Origin of the sequence: Aliiroseovarius marinus, assembly GCF_004360145.1 — a bacterium.
Classification (GTDB): Bacteria; Pseudomonadota; Alphaproteobacteria; order Rhodobacterales; family Rhodobacteraceae; genus Aliiroseovarius; species Aliiroseovarius marinus.
Genome location: NZ_SAIT01000011.1, coordinates 150,493 through 164,490, shown reverse-complemented (window position 1 = coordinate 164,490; position 13,998 = coordinate 150,493). Strand labels below are relative to the sequence as shown.

Here is a 13,998-nt window from a genome sequence, read left to right as displayed (position 1 = left end):
CGGGTGCGTCGGCGTCGGGTTTCAGCGATATGCAGGCGTTTGTTCATGGGGGCGGGATAGGGGATCGCGCCTGTTCTGTCCAGCCTTTTCAATCGGGATGCGCGCGCGTAGAGGGAAAGGATGGAAACGCGCAACTCTCCCCTCGCTGCTGTTGGCTTCATGCTGGTGGCCACCGTGTTCATCGCGGGCACGACGCTGATGGCGAAGCTGGCGGGGAAGGATCTTCTGGGCGATCCCCTACACCCGTTTCAGATCACCCACGGGCGGTTTACCTTCGCTTTTCTGGCGATCGGCAGCTTCGCGCTGTTTCGACGGCTGCGCATCACGCGCCCCAACCTGAAACTCCACGCCGCGCGGTCTGCTGCTGGGTTTGCGGGTGTGACGCTGATGTTTGCCGCCGCCACGCTGATCCCACTGGCGGATGCCACGGCAATCTCGTTCCTGAACCCTGTCTTCGCCATGCTGCTAGCGATCCCTCTGCTGGGCGAACGGGTTGGCCCGTGGCGCTGGCTATCGGTCGCGATGGCACTGACCGGTGCGCTGATCCTGATCCGCCCGGGTGCCTCCAGCTTCGACCCGGCGGCGCTGCTCGCCCTTGGGGCCGCAGCAATCTTGGGGCTCGAAACCATCTTCATTAAACGACTGGCAGGGCGCGAGGCACCCCTGCAGATCCTCGTCATCAACAATGCGATCGGCCTAACCATTGCCTCTTGTGCGGTGCTGTTCGTGTGGCAAGCCCCCACCCCCGCGCAATGGGCCGTGCTGGCAGCGCTTGGCTTCATGATGGCCGCGGCGCAGGCGTGCTATGTGCAGGCGATCCGGCGCGCGGATGCCAGCTTTGTCGTGCCGTTTTCCTACGCCACACTGATCTTCGCCGCCCTCTATGATTTCGGCCTGTTCGGCGTGGCACCGGGCTGGGTCAGCGCGCTTGGCGCGGCCATTATCGTGGCGGGCGGCGCCATTCTGGCGTGGCGCGAAGGACGACAGGCCAAGTAAAGCGGCTTCTTGGCTTGTATCCCCCGCGCGGGTGACTAGTATAGGGGCTTGTGAATTCAAAGGGGCCCTGACCGGATCCGGCCACCCCCAAGCAGACGGGAAGTAAGCATGTCCTGGACCGACGAGCGCGTAGAAATCCTGAAAAAGATGTGGGGCGAGGGTCAATCGGCCTCGGTCATCGCAAAGGAACTTGGTGGTGTGACCCGCAATGCGGTCATCGGTAAGGTGCATCGTCTGGGCCTGTCCAACCGCTCGGCAGGCGGCACCAAAGCGCCTGCTGCGGACAAGGCCAAGGCAGCCGCCAAACCCAAACCCGCCGCCAAGCCCAAGGCAGCGCCGAAGAAGGCCGCCGAACCCGCGCCGAAAGTCGAAGAGGCTCCTGCCGCGGAAGCCAAGCCCGCAACGCCCGCACGCAAGGCGATCATTCCGGCAGGCCAACCCCTGCCCCCGCAACCCTCGGCCAATGAAATCAGCCCCGAGGCCCTGGCCAAGGTCAGTGAAGTGGAAAAAGGCGCCAAGCGTCTGAACCTGATGGAGCTGACCGAGAAGACCTGCAAATGGCCCGTGGGCGACCCGGCCACCGATGACTTCTGGTTCTGCGGTCTGGCCGTGCAGCAAGGCAAGCCCTATTGCGAAGCCCACGTGGGCGTGGCGTTCCAGCCGATGTCCTCGCGTCGCGACCGCAAGCGGTAAGCATCCGCGACACAGCATTTCGAAAGCGCGTCCCACCGGGCGCGCTTTTGCATTCCGGCCCCGCGCCCTTCCCATAACGTCCAGCTTTAGCTATACGGCCCGCCATGACAGATCCTGTAAATCCGCCCAACCTGCGTCCCGACCTTGCCCCCAAGGCCCGCTTTTCCGAGCCTGCCCGCGATGGCCAGCCCACCGTGGGCATGGTCAGCCTTGGCTGCCCGAAAGCGCTGGTCGACAGCGAACGCATCCTGACGCGCCTGCGTGCCGAAGGCTATGCGATCAGCCCGGACTATTCCGGCGCGGATGCTGTGATCGTGAACACCTGCGGGTTTCTGGATTCAGCGAAGGCCGAAAGCCTTGAAGCGATCGGGGAAGCCCTGAACGAAAACGGCAAAGTGATCGTCACCGGCTGTCTAGGCGCGGAAGAGGACTATATCCGCGGCACCCATCCCAGCGTCTTGGCCGTCACTGGCCCGCATCAATACGAGCAGGTGCTGGACGCCGTGCACGGCGCCGTACCACCCAGCCCCGATCCCTTCATCGACCTGCTGCCCGCCACCGGCGTCAGCCTGACCCCGCGCCACTACAGCTATCTGAAGATTTCCGAGGGCTGTAACCACAAGTGCAAATTCTGCATCATTCCCGACATGCGCGGGAAGCTCGCCAGCCGTCCGGCCCACGCGGTGATCCGCGAGGCCGGGAAACTGGTGGATGCCGGCGTGAAAGAGCTGTTGGTAATCTCGCAAGACACCTCGGCCTATGGCGTCGACATCAAACACGCCGAGGAACGCGGCCACCGCGCCCACATCACCGATCTGGCGCGTGACCTTGGGGCGCTCGGCGCGGGCAAGGACCTGTGGGTGCGCCTGCACTATGTCTATCCCTATCCGCATGTGCGCAATCTGATCCCGCTGATGGCCGAAGGGCTGATCCTGCCTTATCTGGACATCCCGTTTCAGCACGCCCACCCGGACACGCTGAAGCGCATGGCCCGCCCGGCGGCAGCCTCGAAAACGCTCGACGAAATCGCCGCGTGGCGCGCGGACTGCCCCGACATCACCCTGCGCTCAACCTTCATCGTCGGCTACCCCGGCGAGACCGAGGAAGAATTCCAAACCCTTCTGGACTGGATGGACGAGGCGCAACTGGATCGCGTTGGCTGCTTCCAATACGAAAACGTCGATGGCGCACGCTCCAACGACCTGCCCGATCACGTCCCCGCCGAGGTCAAACAAGACCGCTGGGAACGCTTCATGGAAAAGGCGCAGGCGATTTCCGAAGCCAAACTGGCCGCTAAGGTCGGTCAGGTAATGGACGTGATCGTCGACGACATCGACGAAGACGGCATCGCCACCTGCCGCACCAAAGCCGACGCGCCCGAGATCGACGGCAACCTGTTCATCGACGACGGCACCGAGGGGCTGTCGGTCGGGGATATCGTGTCCGTCGAGGTCGACGAGGCGGGGGAATATGATCTGTGGGGACAGCTCAAGTCATAATCCAAGACTTGCCCCTGCCATCCCCTCGGCTAAATTGATGCCGGACTTATCGGGAGCATTTGCACATGAAGCTACGTATCGGAATGGCGTTCGCCTTTACTCTGGCCGCATTGGCGGGGTGCAAGTCCACCGGTGGGCTGGAAAGCCAGTTTATGCTTAGAACCTCCACCGCGACAGCATGTGGTCCAATGGCGGCGGCGCGGGTCGAGCAAGAGCTGGCGGCGGTTGAAACGTTGCGCCGTGGCTATGACCGGTTCCAGATTCTGCGCAACACCGTAGCCAACAGCACCCGCGCGACCGTAACGGGGCCGACCCATGCGAACCCCTATGCCACTGCCGACACCTCCAGCCCCTCGGCCAATGGGAACGTCACATATTTCGGCAATCAGCGGGTCGCCATGTCCGGCGCGCATGAGGCCATGATGTATGTCCAAATGTTCAAGCCACGCGACAAAGGCTATAAGACCGCGATCGACGCCCGTGAAGTTCTGGGCCCAGATTGGAAAGCGATCGTCGCGCGCGGCATCTATTCCTGCAACTGATCCAAACCGCACCTCGCACCGTAATCGTCTTCGTAAAGGAGGTGATACACATGAGGTTTCCGACATCTCTTCTGCTGGGTTTGGCGCTGATGCTGACCCCAGCCTACGCACAGGATCAAAGCATCGAGGATGTGATCTCGTCCCAGATCGACGCGTTCGGGGCGCAGGATACGGACAAGGCGTTTTCTTATGCGTCGCCCAACATCCAGAACCTGTTCGGCACGCCTGAAAACTTCGGCATGATGGTGCAAAACGGCTATCCGATGGTGCAAAATCCGGCCGAGCTGGAATATGTCGATCAGATCACCAATGGCAGCTACACGCTTCAACGTCTGCGCATTCAGGACCAGTCCGGCAAGGACCATTGGTTCGCCTACGAAATGATCGTCATTGACGGCAAATGGCGGATCAACGGCGTCTATCGGATCGAGCCAATCGGGCTGAGCGCCTGAGCTTTGGTGCACTCTCGCCAAACGAGAGTTCCCCACATATTCCAGAATTCGCTTGATATGTTGACCCGATAGTCTATCGGAATGGCCTACCACCACAAAAGTAGGCCCATGACAGAGCTCTCAAACATTCCGCTGCCGAACGACGAAGACCTTACAGCCCGTGATTGGGTCAGAACGCTGGCAAAGTATCGCGAACCCAGCACGCTGCGCAGCTCGTTCGAGCTGGTCGTCAGCGCGGTTCCGTTTCTGCTTCTTTGGGCGCTTGCGTGGTATTGCCTGTCGATTAGCCCGTGGCTGAGCCTTGGCATCGCGCTATTCAACGCGGCCTTCCTTCTGCGCCTGTTCGCCATCCAGCATGACTGCGGACATGGCTCGGTCTTCAAAAACCGCACGGTGAGCGATTGGGTTGGCCGCGTGATCGGCGTCGTCACCCTGACGCCCTATGATGTCTGGAAGCGCACGCATTCGATCCACCACAACTCGGCCGGCAATCTGGGCAAGCGTGGGATTGGCGACATCATGACCCTGACTGTGGACGAGTACAACGCGCTGTCGCCGCTGCGCAAATTCCAGTACCGGCTCTATCGCAACCCGATCACGCTGTTCGGCTTTGCGCCCGGATACCTGTTCCTGCTGCAAAACCGCCTGCCCTTCGGGTTGATGAATGCCGCGAAGTATTGGGTCAGTGCGATGGCGACGAACATCGTGATTGTCGCGGCGCTTGTGTTGATCTGGTATTTCGGCGGGCTGATGCCCGTCCTGCTGATCTTCCTGCCCACCACGTTGCTGGCCGCCACCGCGGGCATGTGGCTGTTCTATATCCAGCACCAGTTTGAAGAAACGCACTGGAAGGCCGAGGAAGACTGGCAGCTGCACGACGCGGCCCTGCATGGCAGCTCGCACTACGTGATGCCCGCGATCCTGCAATGGTTCAGTGCGAATATCGGCATTCACCACGTGCATCACCTGCACAGCCGTATCCCGTTCTATCGCCTGACCGAAGTGCTGAAAGACCACGAGTATCTGTCGACGGTGAACCGCATGACGATCCGCGAGAGCCTTGCCAGCGTGCGCCTGCATCTGTGGGACGAGAAAAGCAAGAAGCTGATGTCGTTCACGCAGGCGCAGCAGCTGTACGGTTAAGACCCACTGGGAACGCTGAACAGAACCCAGCCGTCAATCCGCGCGACCTCGATGCCGCCGGTATCCACTTGGAACACGCCCAGACCTTCATAGTCTGCCGGGCAGCCGACCAAGGTGGCCGTGTGGTCCAGATAGTTGATGGTCAGCTCGTTCTCGCCCAGCTTTTCGCATTCATCCGCAGGGCTGCGATACCCGCCCATCAGCGGAAGGTCCGTGACGTTGGTGGTGGGCGTGGTGGTTGGTTGCATCGCCTGACATCCGGACAGAAGGCCGACAAGTGCGACGGGCAAGATCATGGGGGCAAAGGGTTTCATCACTGCTCTCCTTCTTGTTGAGGAAAGCATAGCACAGCCCACGCAAATCGAACGAGATTTTCACCCAGCCACGAAAAAGGGCGCGGAATTGCCGCGCCCTTTGTTCTGTCTGTGCTGAGGGACTTACGCCTCTTGCAGCGCTTTCACCGTGATCTCGCGTTCGCCGCGGGTCTTCATGGCGCGGGCAGCGGCGTGGCTGCCGGCCAGCGTGGTGAAGTAGGGGATCTTGTCCATCAGGGCGACGTTGCGCATTTCGCGGCTGTCGCTGACGGATTGCGCGCCCTCGGTCGTGTTCATGACCAGATGCACTTCGCCATCTTTCATGATGTCGATGATCATGCGGCCCGGTTCATAGGCTTTCGCAACCACATCCGCCTCGACCGCGTTTTCAGCCAAGAACTTGGCCGTGCCCGAGGTCGCGATGATGCGGAAGCCTTGCTCGATCAGCATCTGAGCGGTTTCGACCAGCTGCGGGGTCTTGTCGCCATCCTTGATCGACAGGAACACAGTGCCTTCGGTCGGCAGCATGGTGCCTGCGCCCAGCTGTGCCTTCAGGAAGGCCATGGCGAAGTCCTTGTCTGCGCCCATAACCTCGCCGGTGGAACGCATCTCCGGGCCAAGGATCGTGTCCACACCGGGGAAGCGGGCGAAGGGCAGAACCGCCTCTTTCACTGCGTAGGTGTCGATGTTCGGATCAACCAGATCGAACGCATCCAGCTTCTCGCCCGCCATGACGCGTGCTGCGATCGAGGCGATGGGCGACAAAACCGCCTTGGCCACGAACGGCACGGTGCGCGAGGCACGCGGGTTCACTTCGATCAGATAGATCTCGCCATCTTTCACGGCGAACTGCACGTTCATCAGGCCAACCACGTTCAGGGCCAGCGCAAGCTCGCGCGACTGGCGGCGCAGTTCGGCAATGATGTCTTCCGACAGGCTGTAGGGCGGCAGCGAGCAGCCCGAGTCGCCCGAGTGGACGCCAGCTTCTTCGATGTGCTGCATGATGCCAGCAACGTGGACCTTCTCGCCGTCACACAGCGCGTCCACGTCAACCTCGATCGCGCCGGCCAGATAGCTGTCCAGCAGAACCGGGCTGTCGCCCGACACCACAACGGCCTCGGCGATGTAGCGCTTCAACTGGCCCATGTCGCGCACGATCTCCATCGCGCGGCCACCCAGAACGTAAGACGGGCGAATGACCAGCGGGAAGCCGATTTCCTCGGCGATTTCCAGCGCCTGTTCGTCGGTCGAGGCGATGCCGTTTTTCGGCTGCTTCAGGCCCAGCTTGTTGACCAGATCCTGGAACCGCTCGCGGTCTTCGGCCAGATCGATCGCATCCGGGGTGGTGCCCAGGATCGGAATGCCCTCGGCTTCCAGCGCGTTGGCCAGCTTCAGCGGGGTTTGACCGCCGAACTGAACGATCACGCCGTGCAGCGTGCCGTTGTCTTGCTCGACACGCAGGATTTCCATCACGTGTTCGAAGGTCAGCGGCTCGAAATACAGACGATCCGAGGTGTCATAGTCGGTCGACACGGTTTCAGGGTTACAGTTGACCATGATGGTCTCGTAACCCGCGTCGGTCAGCGCGAAACAGGCGTGACAGCAGCAGTAATCGAACTCGATCCCCTGCCCGATGCGGTTCGGACCACCGCCCAGAATGACGACCTTTTTGCGGTCGGACGGGCGGGCCTCACACTCTACTTCGCCCATCATCGGGGCTTCATAGGTCGAGTACATATAGGGCGTCTGCGCTTCGAATTCCGCCGCGCAGGTGTCGATGCGCTTGAACACTGCGTTCACACCAGCGTTCCGGCGTACATCGCGCACGTCTTTTTCGGTGCGGCCCGACAAATTGGCCAGGCGGGCATCGGTGAAGCCCAGCATCTTCAGCTTGCGCAAACCGGCTTCGTCCAGCGGCAGGCCGTTTTCACGCACAACGTTTTCAGCATCCACGATCTCGCGGATACGGTCCAGGAACCACGGGTCAAACGCGGTCACACGCTGGATGTCAGAGTTCGACATGCCAAGGCGCATGGCCTGCGCGATCTGCAAGATGCGGTCGGGGCGCTGTTCCGAGAGGGCCTTGATGATAGCAGCCTCTTCCGGGGCGCCTTCGATCTCGACCTCGTCAAATCCGGTCAGGCCCGATTCCATCGACGCCAGAGCCTTCTGCATCGATTCGTGGATGGTGCGGCCAATCGACATCGCCTCGCCCACGGATTTCATCGCGGTGGTCAGTTCGGGCTTGGAGCCGGGGAACTTCTCGAACGCGAATTTCGGGATCTTGGTGACGACATAGTCGATGGTCGGCTCGAACGAGGCGGGGGTGACCTTGGTGATGTCGTTGTCCAGCTCGTCCAGCGTATAGCCCACGGCCAGCTTCGCCGCGATCTTGGCGATCGGGAAACCGGTCGCTTTCGAGGCCAGCGCCGAGGAGCGCGACACGCGCGGGTTCATTTCGATGACGACCATACGGCCATCGGCGGGGTTCACGGCCCACTGTACGTTCGATCCGCCGGTTTCCACGCCGATCTCGCGCAGCACGTTGATCGAGTGCGTGCGCATCAGCTGGTATTCCTTGTCGGTCAGCGTCAGCGCGGGCGCGACGGTGATCGAGTCGCCGGTGTGTACACCCATCGGATCCACGTTTTCGATGGAACAGACGATGATGGCGTTGTCGGCAGTGTCGCGCACAACCTCCATCTCGTATTCTTTCCAACCCAGCAGGCTTTCATCCACAAGGATCTGGTTCACCGGCGAGGCATCCATGCCGGTGCGGCAGTAATGTTCGTATTCTTCGCGGTTATACGCCACACCACCGCCGGTGCCGCCCAAGGTAAAGGCGGGGCGGATGATCGCGGGCAGACCGATTTCGTCCAGCGTCTCGAGCGCCATCTTCACGCCAGCGTCCAGATCCGCGTGACCCTTTTCGTTGGTCGGTGCGGTGACGATGGTTGCGCGGGGGTTTTCGATGCCCAGACGGTCCATCGCTTCGCGGAACAGTTTGCGGTCTTCTGCCATCTCGATGGCGTCGCGCTTGGCGCCGATCAGTTCCACGTTGAACTTGTCCAGAACACCCAGATCGTCCAGTTCCAGCGCGGTGTTCAGACCGGTCTGACCACCCATGGTGGGTAGCAACGCATCGGGGCGCTCTTTCTCGATGATTTTGGCGACGACTTCGGCGGTGATCGGCTCGATATATGTCGCGTCGGCCAGACCGGGGTCGGTCATGATCGTCGCCGGGTTCGAGTTCACCAGAATGACGCGGTAGCCTTCTTCGCGCAGCGCCTTACAAGCTTGGGCACCCGAGTAGTCAAACTCGCAGGCTTGCCCAATAATGATGGGCCCCGCGCCGATGATCATGATCGAGTTGATATCGGTTCTTTTAGGCATGGTATCCCCCATCGGCAGACTGAACGCGCGCGGGAATCCCTGCCGCACGCAAATTGTCGTGGGTTATAGACACCAGCGGGGTTTCTGCAAGCCCTGTTTGCGCATTCATATACGATGTTTTCGCGCTGCCTGCAAAAGCGCCAGCGCTGTGGCCATAATTAAGGCCAAATGCAGATAGACTTCACCGTAGCCAGCAAGCGGCGTGTCCAGCAGCCACAGGTAGACCGGCAAGCAGGTAAGAACGGCGCCGCCCAGCAAAACAAGGCGCACGCCGCGGCCGGGGGCAAGGCTTGCCGCGACCAGCGCCAAAAGCGCGGGCAAGACCAGATAGTGAAGCCATGACAGCGACGCGGTTGTGACGACCAGCAGAAAGATCAGCGTGAACCGGACCCACAGGCGGACGGGTGGAAGCACCGCACAGGTGCTGGACCAAATCGCAAGCAGGCCAGCGATAAGAAGGGCACGGGTGCTGATGCCCAGCCATGCGGGTTTCTCTATCAATTCAGGGCGTTCGATCTGCCATTGGCCATCACCCGTTGCCACCTGCCCGAAATGATAAAGCACGGTCTCGATCCCGATCCCCAGCCGACTGATCGAGATTTGCGACGTCAGGTGCCCAATCCGCTCGAGCAAGGCCTGATGCATTGGCCACCCGGCCACAATAACAGACATTCCGGCCAACAGCGCCCCCGCCACGACGAAGGCCCCCAACGCCCGCCAACGGCGCTCCATGATGAACAGCACCACCAGTATCGCGGGCATCAGTTTGATCGCCGCCGCGAAAGCCAACACGACACCCGCCGACAGATCGTTGTTGCAGCTAAGCAGATACAGGCACAGCATCAGCAGGAACGAGACCAATATCTGCGGTTGCCCCAATTGAAAAGAAAGCGAGCCGTAGGACGTAGACCCGGCCAGAAAGGCACCGATCAGGCAAAAGAGCGCAAAGGGAATCAGGGGCGTGCCTGCGGCCTCTGCAATCCGGCGGGCCATTTGGTAGGTCATCAGGATCATTCCGATGATCGCCCCCAGAAAGACCAAAAGGAACGTATTCGCAAAGCTGGTGAAACTCACGACGCTGGCCCACGGCCCCAAGACCGCCGCCCATAGCGGAGGATAGACATAGGCCGGAAGCAGGGTCGCCTCGTACCCCTGTGATCGCGCCAGCGCGCGCCACTCTGGATAGGCCTGATCCCAGAACGCCTGACCGTCGGGCGCATAGACCAGCTCATAGGCGCCCGCATCAAAGAAGTAAGCCGCGAAGTACAGCGCCGACAGGTCGACCGGCCAATTGCCCCAATAGCTGTGCAGCATCAGGCCAAGGAAACCCCCAAGGATGAAGATGCCCAGAGCCTTGTCCATGCGATCTGTCATGGGGCCAGCCTTTCAAGGCGGCCCATTCCGGCGGATCTATTCCCGTGATCAAATTGCCCGACCATTCGGTCTTTGCCTCGAAACCTCTGCCCACCTGCTGGTGGGGATGAATAGGAGTTTTCTAGCCAGCGCTGCGCCCCACGCCAAGAAAATTGCACCTTGTGGCGGCTCTTTTGCGCCATTGGTGCCACTGCGCCTTGACTTTGCCCGCCAAGGCAGGTGTATCGGCCCGAGACTTAAATCCGCTCGTGGGAGCCTGACATGCACGCCTATCGCAGCCACACCTGTGCTGAACTGAACAAATCCAACGTCGGTGAGACCGTCCGCCTGTCGGGCTGGGTCCATCGTGTCCGCGACCATGGCGGCATCCTGTTCATCGACCTGCGCGACCATTACGGCGTGACGCAGGTTCTGTGTGACCCCGACAGCCCCGTCTTTGCCGAGATGGAGAAGGTGCGCTCGGAATGGTGTATCCGCATCGACGGCAACGTAAAAGCGCGCGACGAAGACCTGATCAACGAAAAGATCCCGACCGGTGAAGTCGAAGTCTTCGTCCGTGATCTGGAGGTTCTGGGCGCCGCTGACGAACTGCCGCTGATGGTGTTCGGCGATCAGGAATACCCGGAAGAAACCCGTCTGAAGTACCGCTTCCTGGACCTGCGTCGTGAGGTGATGCAGGAAAACATGAAGCTGCGTTCGGACGTTGTGGCCTCGATGCGCAAGCGTATGTGGGATCAGGGCTTCCGCGAATACCAGACCCCGATCATCACAGCCTCGTCGCCGGAAGGTGCGCGTGACTTCCTTGTGCCGTCGCGTCTGCACCCGGGCAAGTTCTATGCGCTGCCACAGGCCCCGCAGCAGTTCAAACAGCTGATGATGGTTGCTGGCTTCGACAAGTATTTCCAGATCGCGCCGTGCTTCCGCGACGAAGACCCGCGTGCCGACCGCTCGCCCACCGACTTCTATCAGTTGGACATGGAGATGAGCTTCGTCACCCAGCAGGACGTGTTCGACACGATCGAGCCGGTTCTGCGCGGCATCTTCGAAGAATTCGGCAAAGGCCGCAAAGTCGACCAGACATGGGAGCAGATCTCGTACGCAGATTCCGCCCTGTGGTATGGCACCGACAAGCCGGACCTGCGCAACCCGATCAAAATGCAGATCGTCTCGGACCACTTCCGTGGCTCGGGCTTCGCGATCTTCGCCAAGCTGCTGGAACAGGACGGTACTGAAATCCGCGCCATCCCGGCCCCCAAAGGTGGCTCGCGCAAGTTCTGCGACCGCATGAACAAATTCGCGCAGCAAGAAGGTCTGCCCGGCATGGGCTATATCTTCTGGCGCGAGAAGACCGCAGATGCCGTGGCGCAAGAGCTGGGCATCACCGTGAAAGAAGCCCAAGCCAAGCTGAAATCCGGCGAAGTCGAAGGCGGCATGGAAGCGGCCGGTCCGCTGGCCAAGAACATCGGCCCCGAGCGCACCGAAGCCATCCGCCAACAACTGGGTCTGGACATCGGCGACGCGGCCTTCTTCCTGGGCGGCAAGCCGAAAGCCTTCGAAGGCGTCGCGGGCCGCGCCCGTACCGTCATCGGTGACGAGCTTGGCCTGACCGACAAGGACCGTTTCGCCTTTGCTTGGATCGTCGACTTCCCGATCTTCCAGCTGGACGAAGAAAACGGTGGTCTGGACTTCGACCACAACCCGTTCTCGATGCCGCAAGGCGGTCTGGACGCGCTGCTGGGCGATCCGCTGCACGTCAAAGGCTTCCAGTATGACTTGGCCTGTAACGGCTACGAACTAGTGTCGGGCGCGATCCGGAACCACCAGCCTGAGATCATGTTCAAGGCCTTCGAACTGGCCGGCTATGGTAAAAGCGAAGTGATCAAACGCTTCGGCGGTATGGTCAACGCGTTCCAGTACGGCGCACCCCCGCACGGTGGCTGTGCTGCTGGTGTCGACCGCATCGTCATGCTGCTGGCCGATCAGGAAAACATCCGCGAAGTGATGATGTTCCCGATGAACCAGCGCGCCGAAGACCTGATGATGAACGCCCCTTCCGAACCGCAGAACGAACAGCTGCGCGAACTGCACCTGCGGGTCATTCCGCAAGAGTGATCTCGTCACTGTCATCGTATATCAATAATTCCCCTGGCACACTCTGACTTGCCCGCACATGCTGTGCGCGCCAGTCTGGTGCCAGGAGAACAGAATGTCATTCGACCCACGCATTGCACAAAACCGGTTTGGGTATGGGCCGGGGCCGGGCTTTGAGCCGCCGCGCTCGGTCCAGCACATGTTGGCTCGTCTGGCCGGGCCAGACACGCAGGCCACCCGCTTTCCGATCTCGGGCTTCGTTGATGTGTTCGGCGATCTTCAAGAAATCCGCGACCTCACCGCCGCCTTTCGCAAGGCGCGCAACAAAGGTGGGGACGCGGTCGAAACCACCAAAGCCGCCCGCAAAGAAAAATATCGCGAGATGAACCGCAAGCGGGACGCATGGTTTCTGGCCACCGTCGCGCGCTGCGCCACGGCTGAGGATGCGTTTCGCGAGCGCTTGGTGCGCTTCTGGGCTGACCATTTTACGGTCGTCGGCAAGGGGCCGCTTTTCCAAAGCGTGGTTGCGACTTTTCCCGAGGATGTCGTGCGTCCCCACATCACCGGCCGTTTCGCCGATATGCTGCGCGCCAGCACCACCCATCCGGTGATGCTGCACTATCTGGACCAGTTCGCCTCGGCCGGGGAAGGCAGCAAGCTGGCAATGAAAGGCAAGCGCAGCCTGAACGAAAACTTGGCACGCGAAATCTTGGAACTGCACACGTTGGGGGTGGACGGCAGCTATACCCAGACCGATGTGCGCGCCTTTGCCAATCTTCTGGCCGGATTCGCCCCGGGGAAAGAAGGCCGTGCCGCCTATCGCCCGAACTGGGGTAATCCGGGGCCAGAAGTCGTTCTGGGCAAGTCCTATGGCGGTCAGAAACCTCGGGTCGAAGATGTCTTCGAGGCGCTGGACGACATTGCCCGCCACCCGGACACCGCACGCCATATTGCCCGCAAACTGGCCACGCATTTCGTGTCGGATGACCCTGACCCCGATTTGATCGATGCCCTGAGCACCAGCTTCACCGATAGCGATGGAGACCTGATGGCGCTCTATGGCGCGCTGCTAAACCACCCCGCTGCGTGGGCACCGGCGCAGAAGAAGATCAAGCAACCCTTCGACTACATTGCATCCGCCGTGCGGGCCTTGGACGTGTCGGTTGACACGCTGGCATCCCTGAAACGCAAGGATCGTAATCTCTTGTTCTTCGGGCCGCTGAAGCTGATGGGGCAACCGTGGGAACGTCCCAGCGGCCCTGATGGCTGGCCCGAGGACGCTGCACATTGGATCACACCTCAAGGACTGGCCGCACGCATTCAGTGGGCGGTCTCGGCCCCGTCAGCTTTGAACGCCAAGCTGCCCGACCCACGCAACTTTGTTCAGACGGCGCTGGCCGGTCAAGCGTCTGAGGCAACCCAATTCGCAGCCCGCGCCGCAGAAACCCGCTGGGAGGGGATCGGCATCATCCTGTCCTCGCCCGAGTTTCAGCGCCGCTAG

General features: G+C 61.1%; 11 protein-coding genes. 8 read left to right on the top strand and 3 right to left on the bottom strand.

Annotated elements, in window-relative coordinates; genetic code table 11:
* Positions 1 to 120 precede the first annotated feature (120 nt).
* The 6 genes from EOL43_RS12795 to EOL43_RS12770 all read left to right on the top strand — a co-directional run bounded on the left by EOL43_RS12795 (position 121) and on the right by EOL43_RS12770 (position 5,325).
* Positions 121 to 996, top strand: coding sequence for a DMT family transporter (locus EOL43_RS12795; protein WP_133489207.1), 876 nt, complete (start codon positions 121 to 123; stop codon positions 994 to 996).
* A 108-nt stretch (positions 997 to 1,104) separates the two neighbouring features.
* The gene (locus tag EOL43_RS12790) at positions 1,105 to 1,689 is read left to right on the top strand and encodes a GcrA family cell cycle regulator (RefSeq protein ID WP_133489205.1); all 585 of its coding nucleotides are present in this window, start codon (positions 1,105 to 1,107) and stop codon (positions 1,687 to 1,689) included.
* Positions 1,690 to 1,793: 104 nt separating this feature from the next.
* A complete protein-coding gene (rimO, locus tag EOL43_RS12785) occupies positions 1,794 to 3,188 on the top strand; it encodes a 30S ribosomal protein S12 methylthiotransferase RimO (RefSeq protein ID WP_133489203.1) in 1,395 nt (464 codons plus the stop codon).
* Positions 3,189 to 3,253: 65 nt separating this feature from the next.
* On the top strand, positions 3,254 to 3,730 hold the full coding sequence (locus EOL43_RS12780) for a hypothetical protein (RefSeq protein WP_133489201.1): 477 nt from the start codon (positions 3,254 to 3,256) through the stop codon (positions 3,728 to 3,730).
* A 50-nt stretch (positions 3,731 to 3,780) separates the two neighbouring features.
* The gene (locus EOL43_RS12775; RefSeq protein ID WP_133489199.1) at positions 3,781 to 4,182 is read left to right on the top strand and encodes a DUF4864 domain-containing protein; all 402 of its coding nucleotides are present in this window, start codon (positions 3,781 to 3,783) and stop codon (positions 4,180 to 4,182) included.
* A 108-nt stretch (positions 4,183 to 4,290) separates the two neighbouring features.
* The gene (locus tag EOL43_RS12770) at positions 4,291 to 5,325 is read left to right on the top strand and encodes a fatty acid desaturase (RefSeq protein WP_133489196.1); all 1,035 of its coding nucleotides are present in this window, start codon (positions 4,291 to 4,293) and stop codon (positions 5,323 to 5,325) included.
* Here EOL43_RS12770 and EOL43_RS12765 read toward each other — a convergent pair.
* From EOL43_RS12765 to EOL43_RS12755, 3 genes are all read right to left on the bottom strand, one after another.
* Positions 5,322 to 5,639, bottom strand: coding sequence for a hypothetical protein (locus EOL43_RS12765; protein WP_240686553.1), 318 nt, complete (start codon positions 5,637 to 5,639; stop codon positions 5,322 to 5,324). The two genes, EOL43_RS12770 and EOL43_RS12765, sit on opposite strands and share 4 nt — an antisense overlap.
* A 123-nt stretch (positions 5,640 to 5,762) precedes the next feature.
* Positions 5,763 to 9,032, bottom strand: a complete 3,270-nt coding sequence (carB, locus tag EOL43_RS12760; protein ID WP_133489194.1) for a carbamoyl-phosphate synthase large subunit — start codon at positions 9,030 to 9,032, stop codon at positions 5,763 to 5,765.
* A gap of 105 nt (positions 9,033 to 9,137) precedes the next feature.
* Entirely contained in the window at positions 9,138 to 10,406 is a 1,269-nt protein-coding gene (locus EOL43_RS12755; RefSeq protein WP_133489192.1) for a glycosyltransferase family 87 protein, read from the bottom strand.
* Positions 10,407 to 10,667: 261 nt separating this feature from the next.
* Here EOL43_RS12755 and aspS point away from each other — a divergent pair, with 261 nt between their 5' ends.
* Complete coding sequence (gene aspS, locus EOL43_RS12750; RefSeq protein WP_133489190.1) at positions 10,668 to 12,518, top strand: aspartate--tRNA ligase; 1,851 nt, start codon at positions 10,668 to 10,670, stop codon at positions 12,516 to 12,518.
* A gap of 94 nt (positions 12,519 to 12,612) precedes the next feature.
* Positions 12,613 to 13,998, top strand: a complete 1,386-nt coding sequence (locus EOL43_RS12745) for a DUF1800 domain-containing protein (protein WP_133489187.1) — start codon at positions 12,613 to 12,615, stop codon at positions 13,996 to 13,998.

Excerpts from the sequence above, each read along its gene's own strand:
- EOL43_RS12795 (WP_133489207.1), top strand. The coding sequence starts at position 121 with ATGGAAACGCGCAACTCTCCCCTCGCTGCTGTTGGCTTCATGCTGGTG.
- EOL43_RS12790 (WP_133489205.1), top strand. The coding sequence starts at position 1,105 with ATGTCCTGGACCGACGAGCGCGTAGAAATCCTGAAAAAGATGTGGGGC.
- rimO (WP_133489203.1), top strand. The coding sequence starts at position 1,794 with ATGACAGATCCTGTAAATCCGCCCAACCTGCGTCCCGACCTTGCCCCC.
- EOL43_RS12780 (WP_133489201.1), top strand. The coding sequence starts at position 3,254 with ATGAAGCTACGTATCGGAATGGCGTTCGCCTTTACTCTGGCCGCATTG.
- EOL43_RS12775 (WP_133489199.1), top strand. The coding sequence starts at position 3,781 with ATGAGGTTTCCGACATCTCTTCTGCTGGGTTTGGCGCTGATGCTGACC.
- EOL43_RS12770 (WP_133489196.1), top strand. The coding sequence starts at position 4,291 with ATGACAGAGCTCTCAAACATTCCGCTGCCGAACGACGAAGACCTTACA.
- EOL43_RS12765 (WP_240686553.1), bottom strand. The coding sequence starts at position 5,639 with ATGAAACCCTTTGCCCCCATGATCTTGCCCGTCGCACTTGTCGGCCTT.
- carB (WP_133489194.1), bottom strand. The coding sequence starts at position 9,032 with ATGCCTAAAAGAACCGATATCAACTCGATCATGATCATCGGCGCGGGG.
- EOL43_RS12755 (WP_133489192.1), bottom strand. The coding sequence starts at position 10,406 with ATGACAGATCGCATGGACAAGGCTCTGGGCATCTTCATCCTTGGGGGT.
- aspS (WP_133489190.1), top strand. The coding sequence starts at position 10,668 with ATGCACGCCTATCGCAGCCACACCTGTGCTGAACTGAACAAATCCAAC.
- EOL43_RS12745 (WP_133489187.1), top strand. The coding sequence starts at position 12,613 with ATGTCATTCGACCCACGCATTGCACAAAACCGGTTTGGGTATGGGCCG.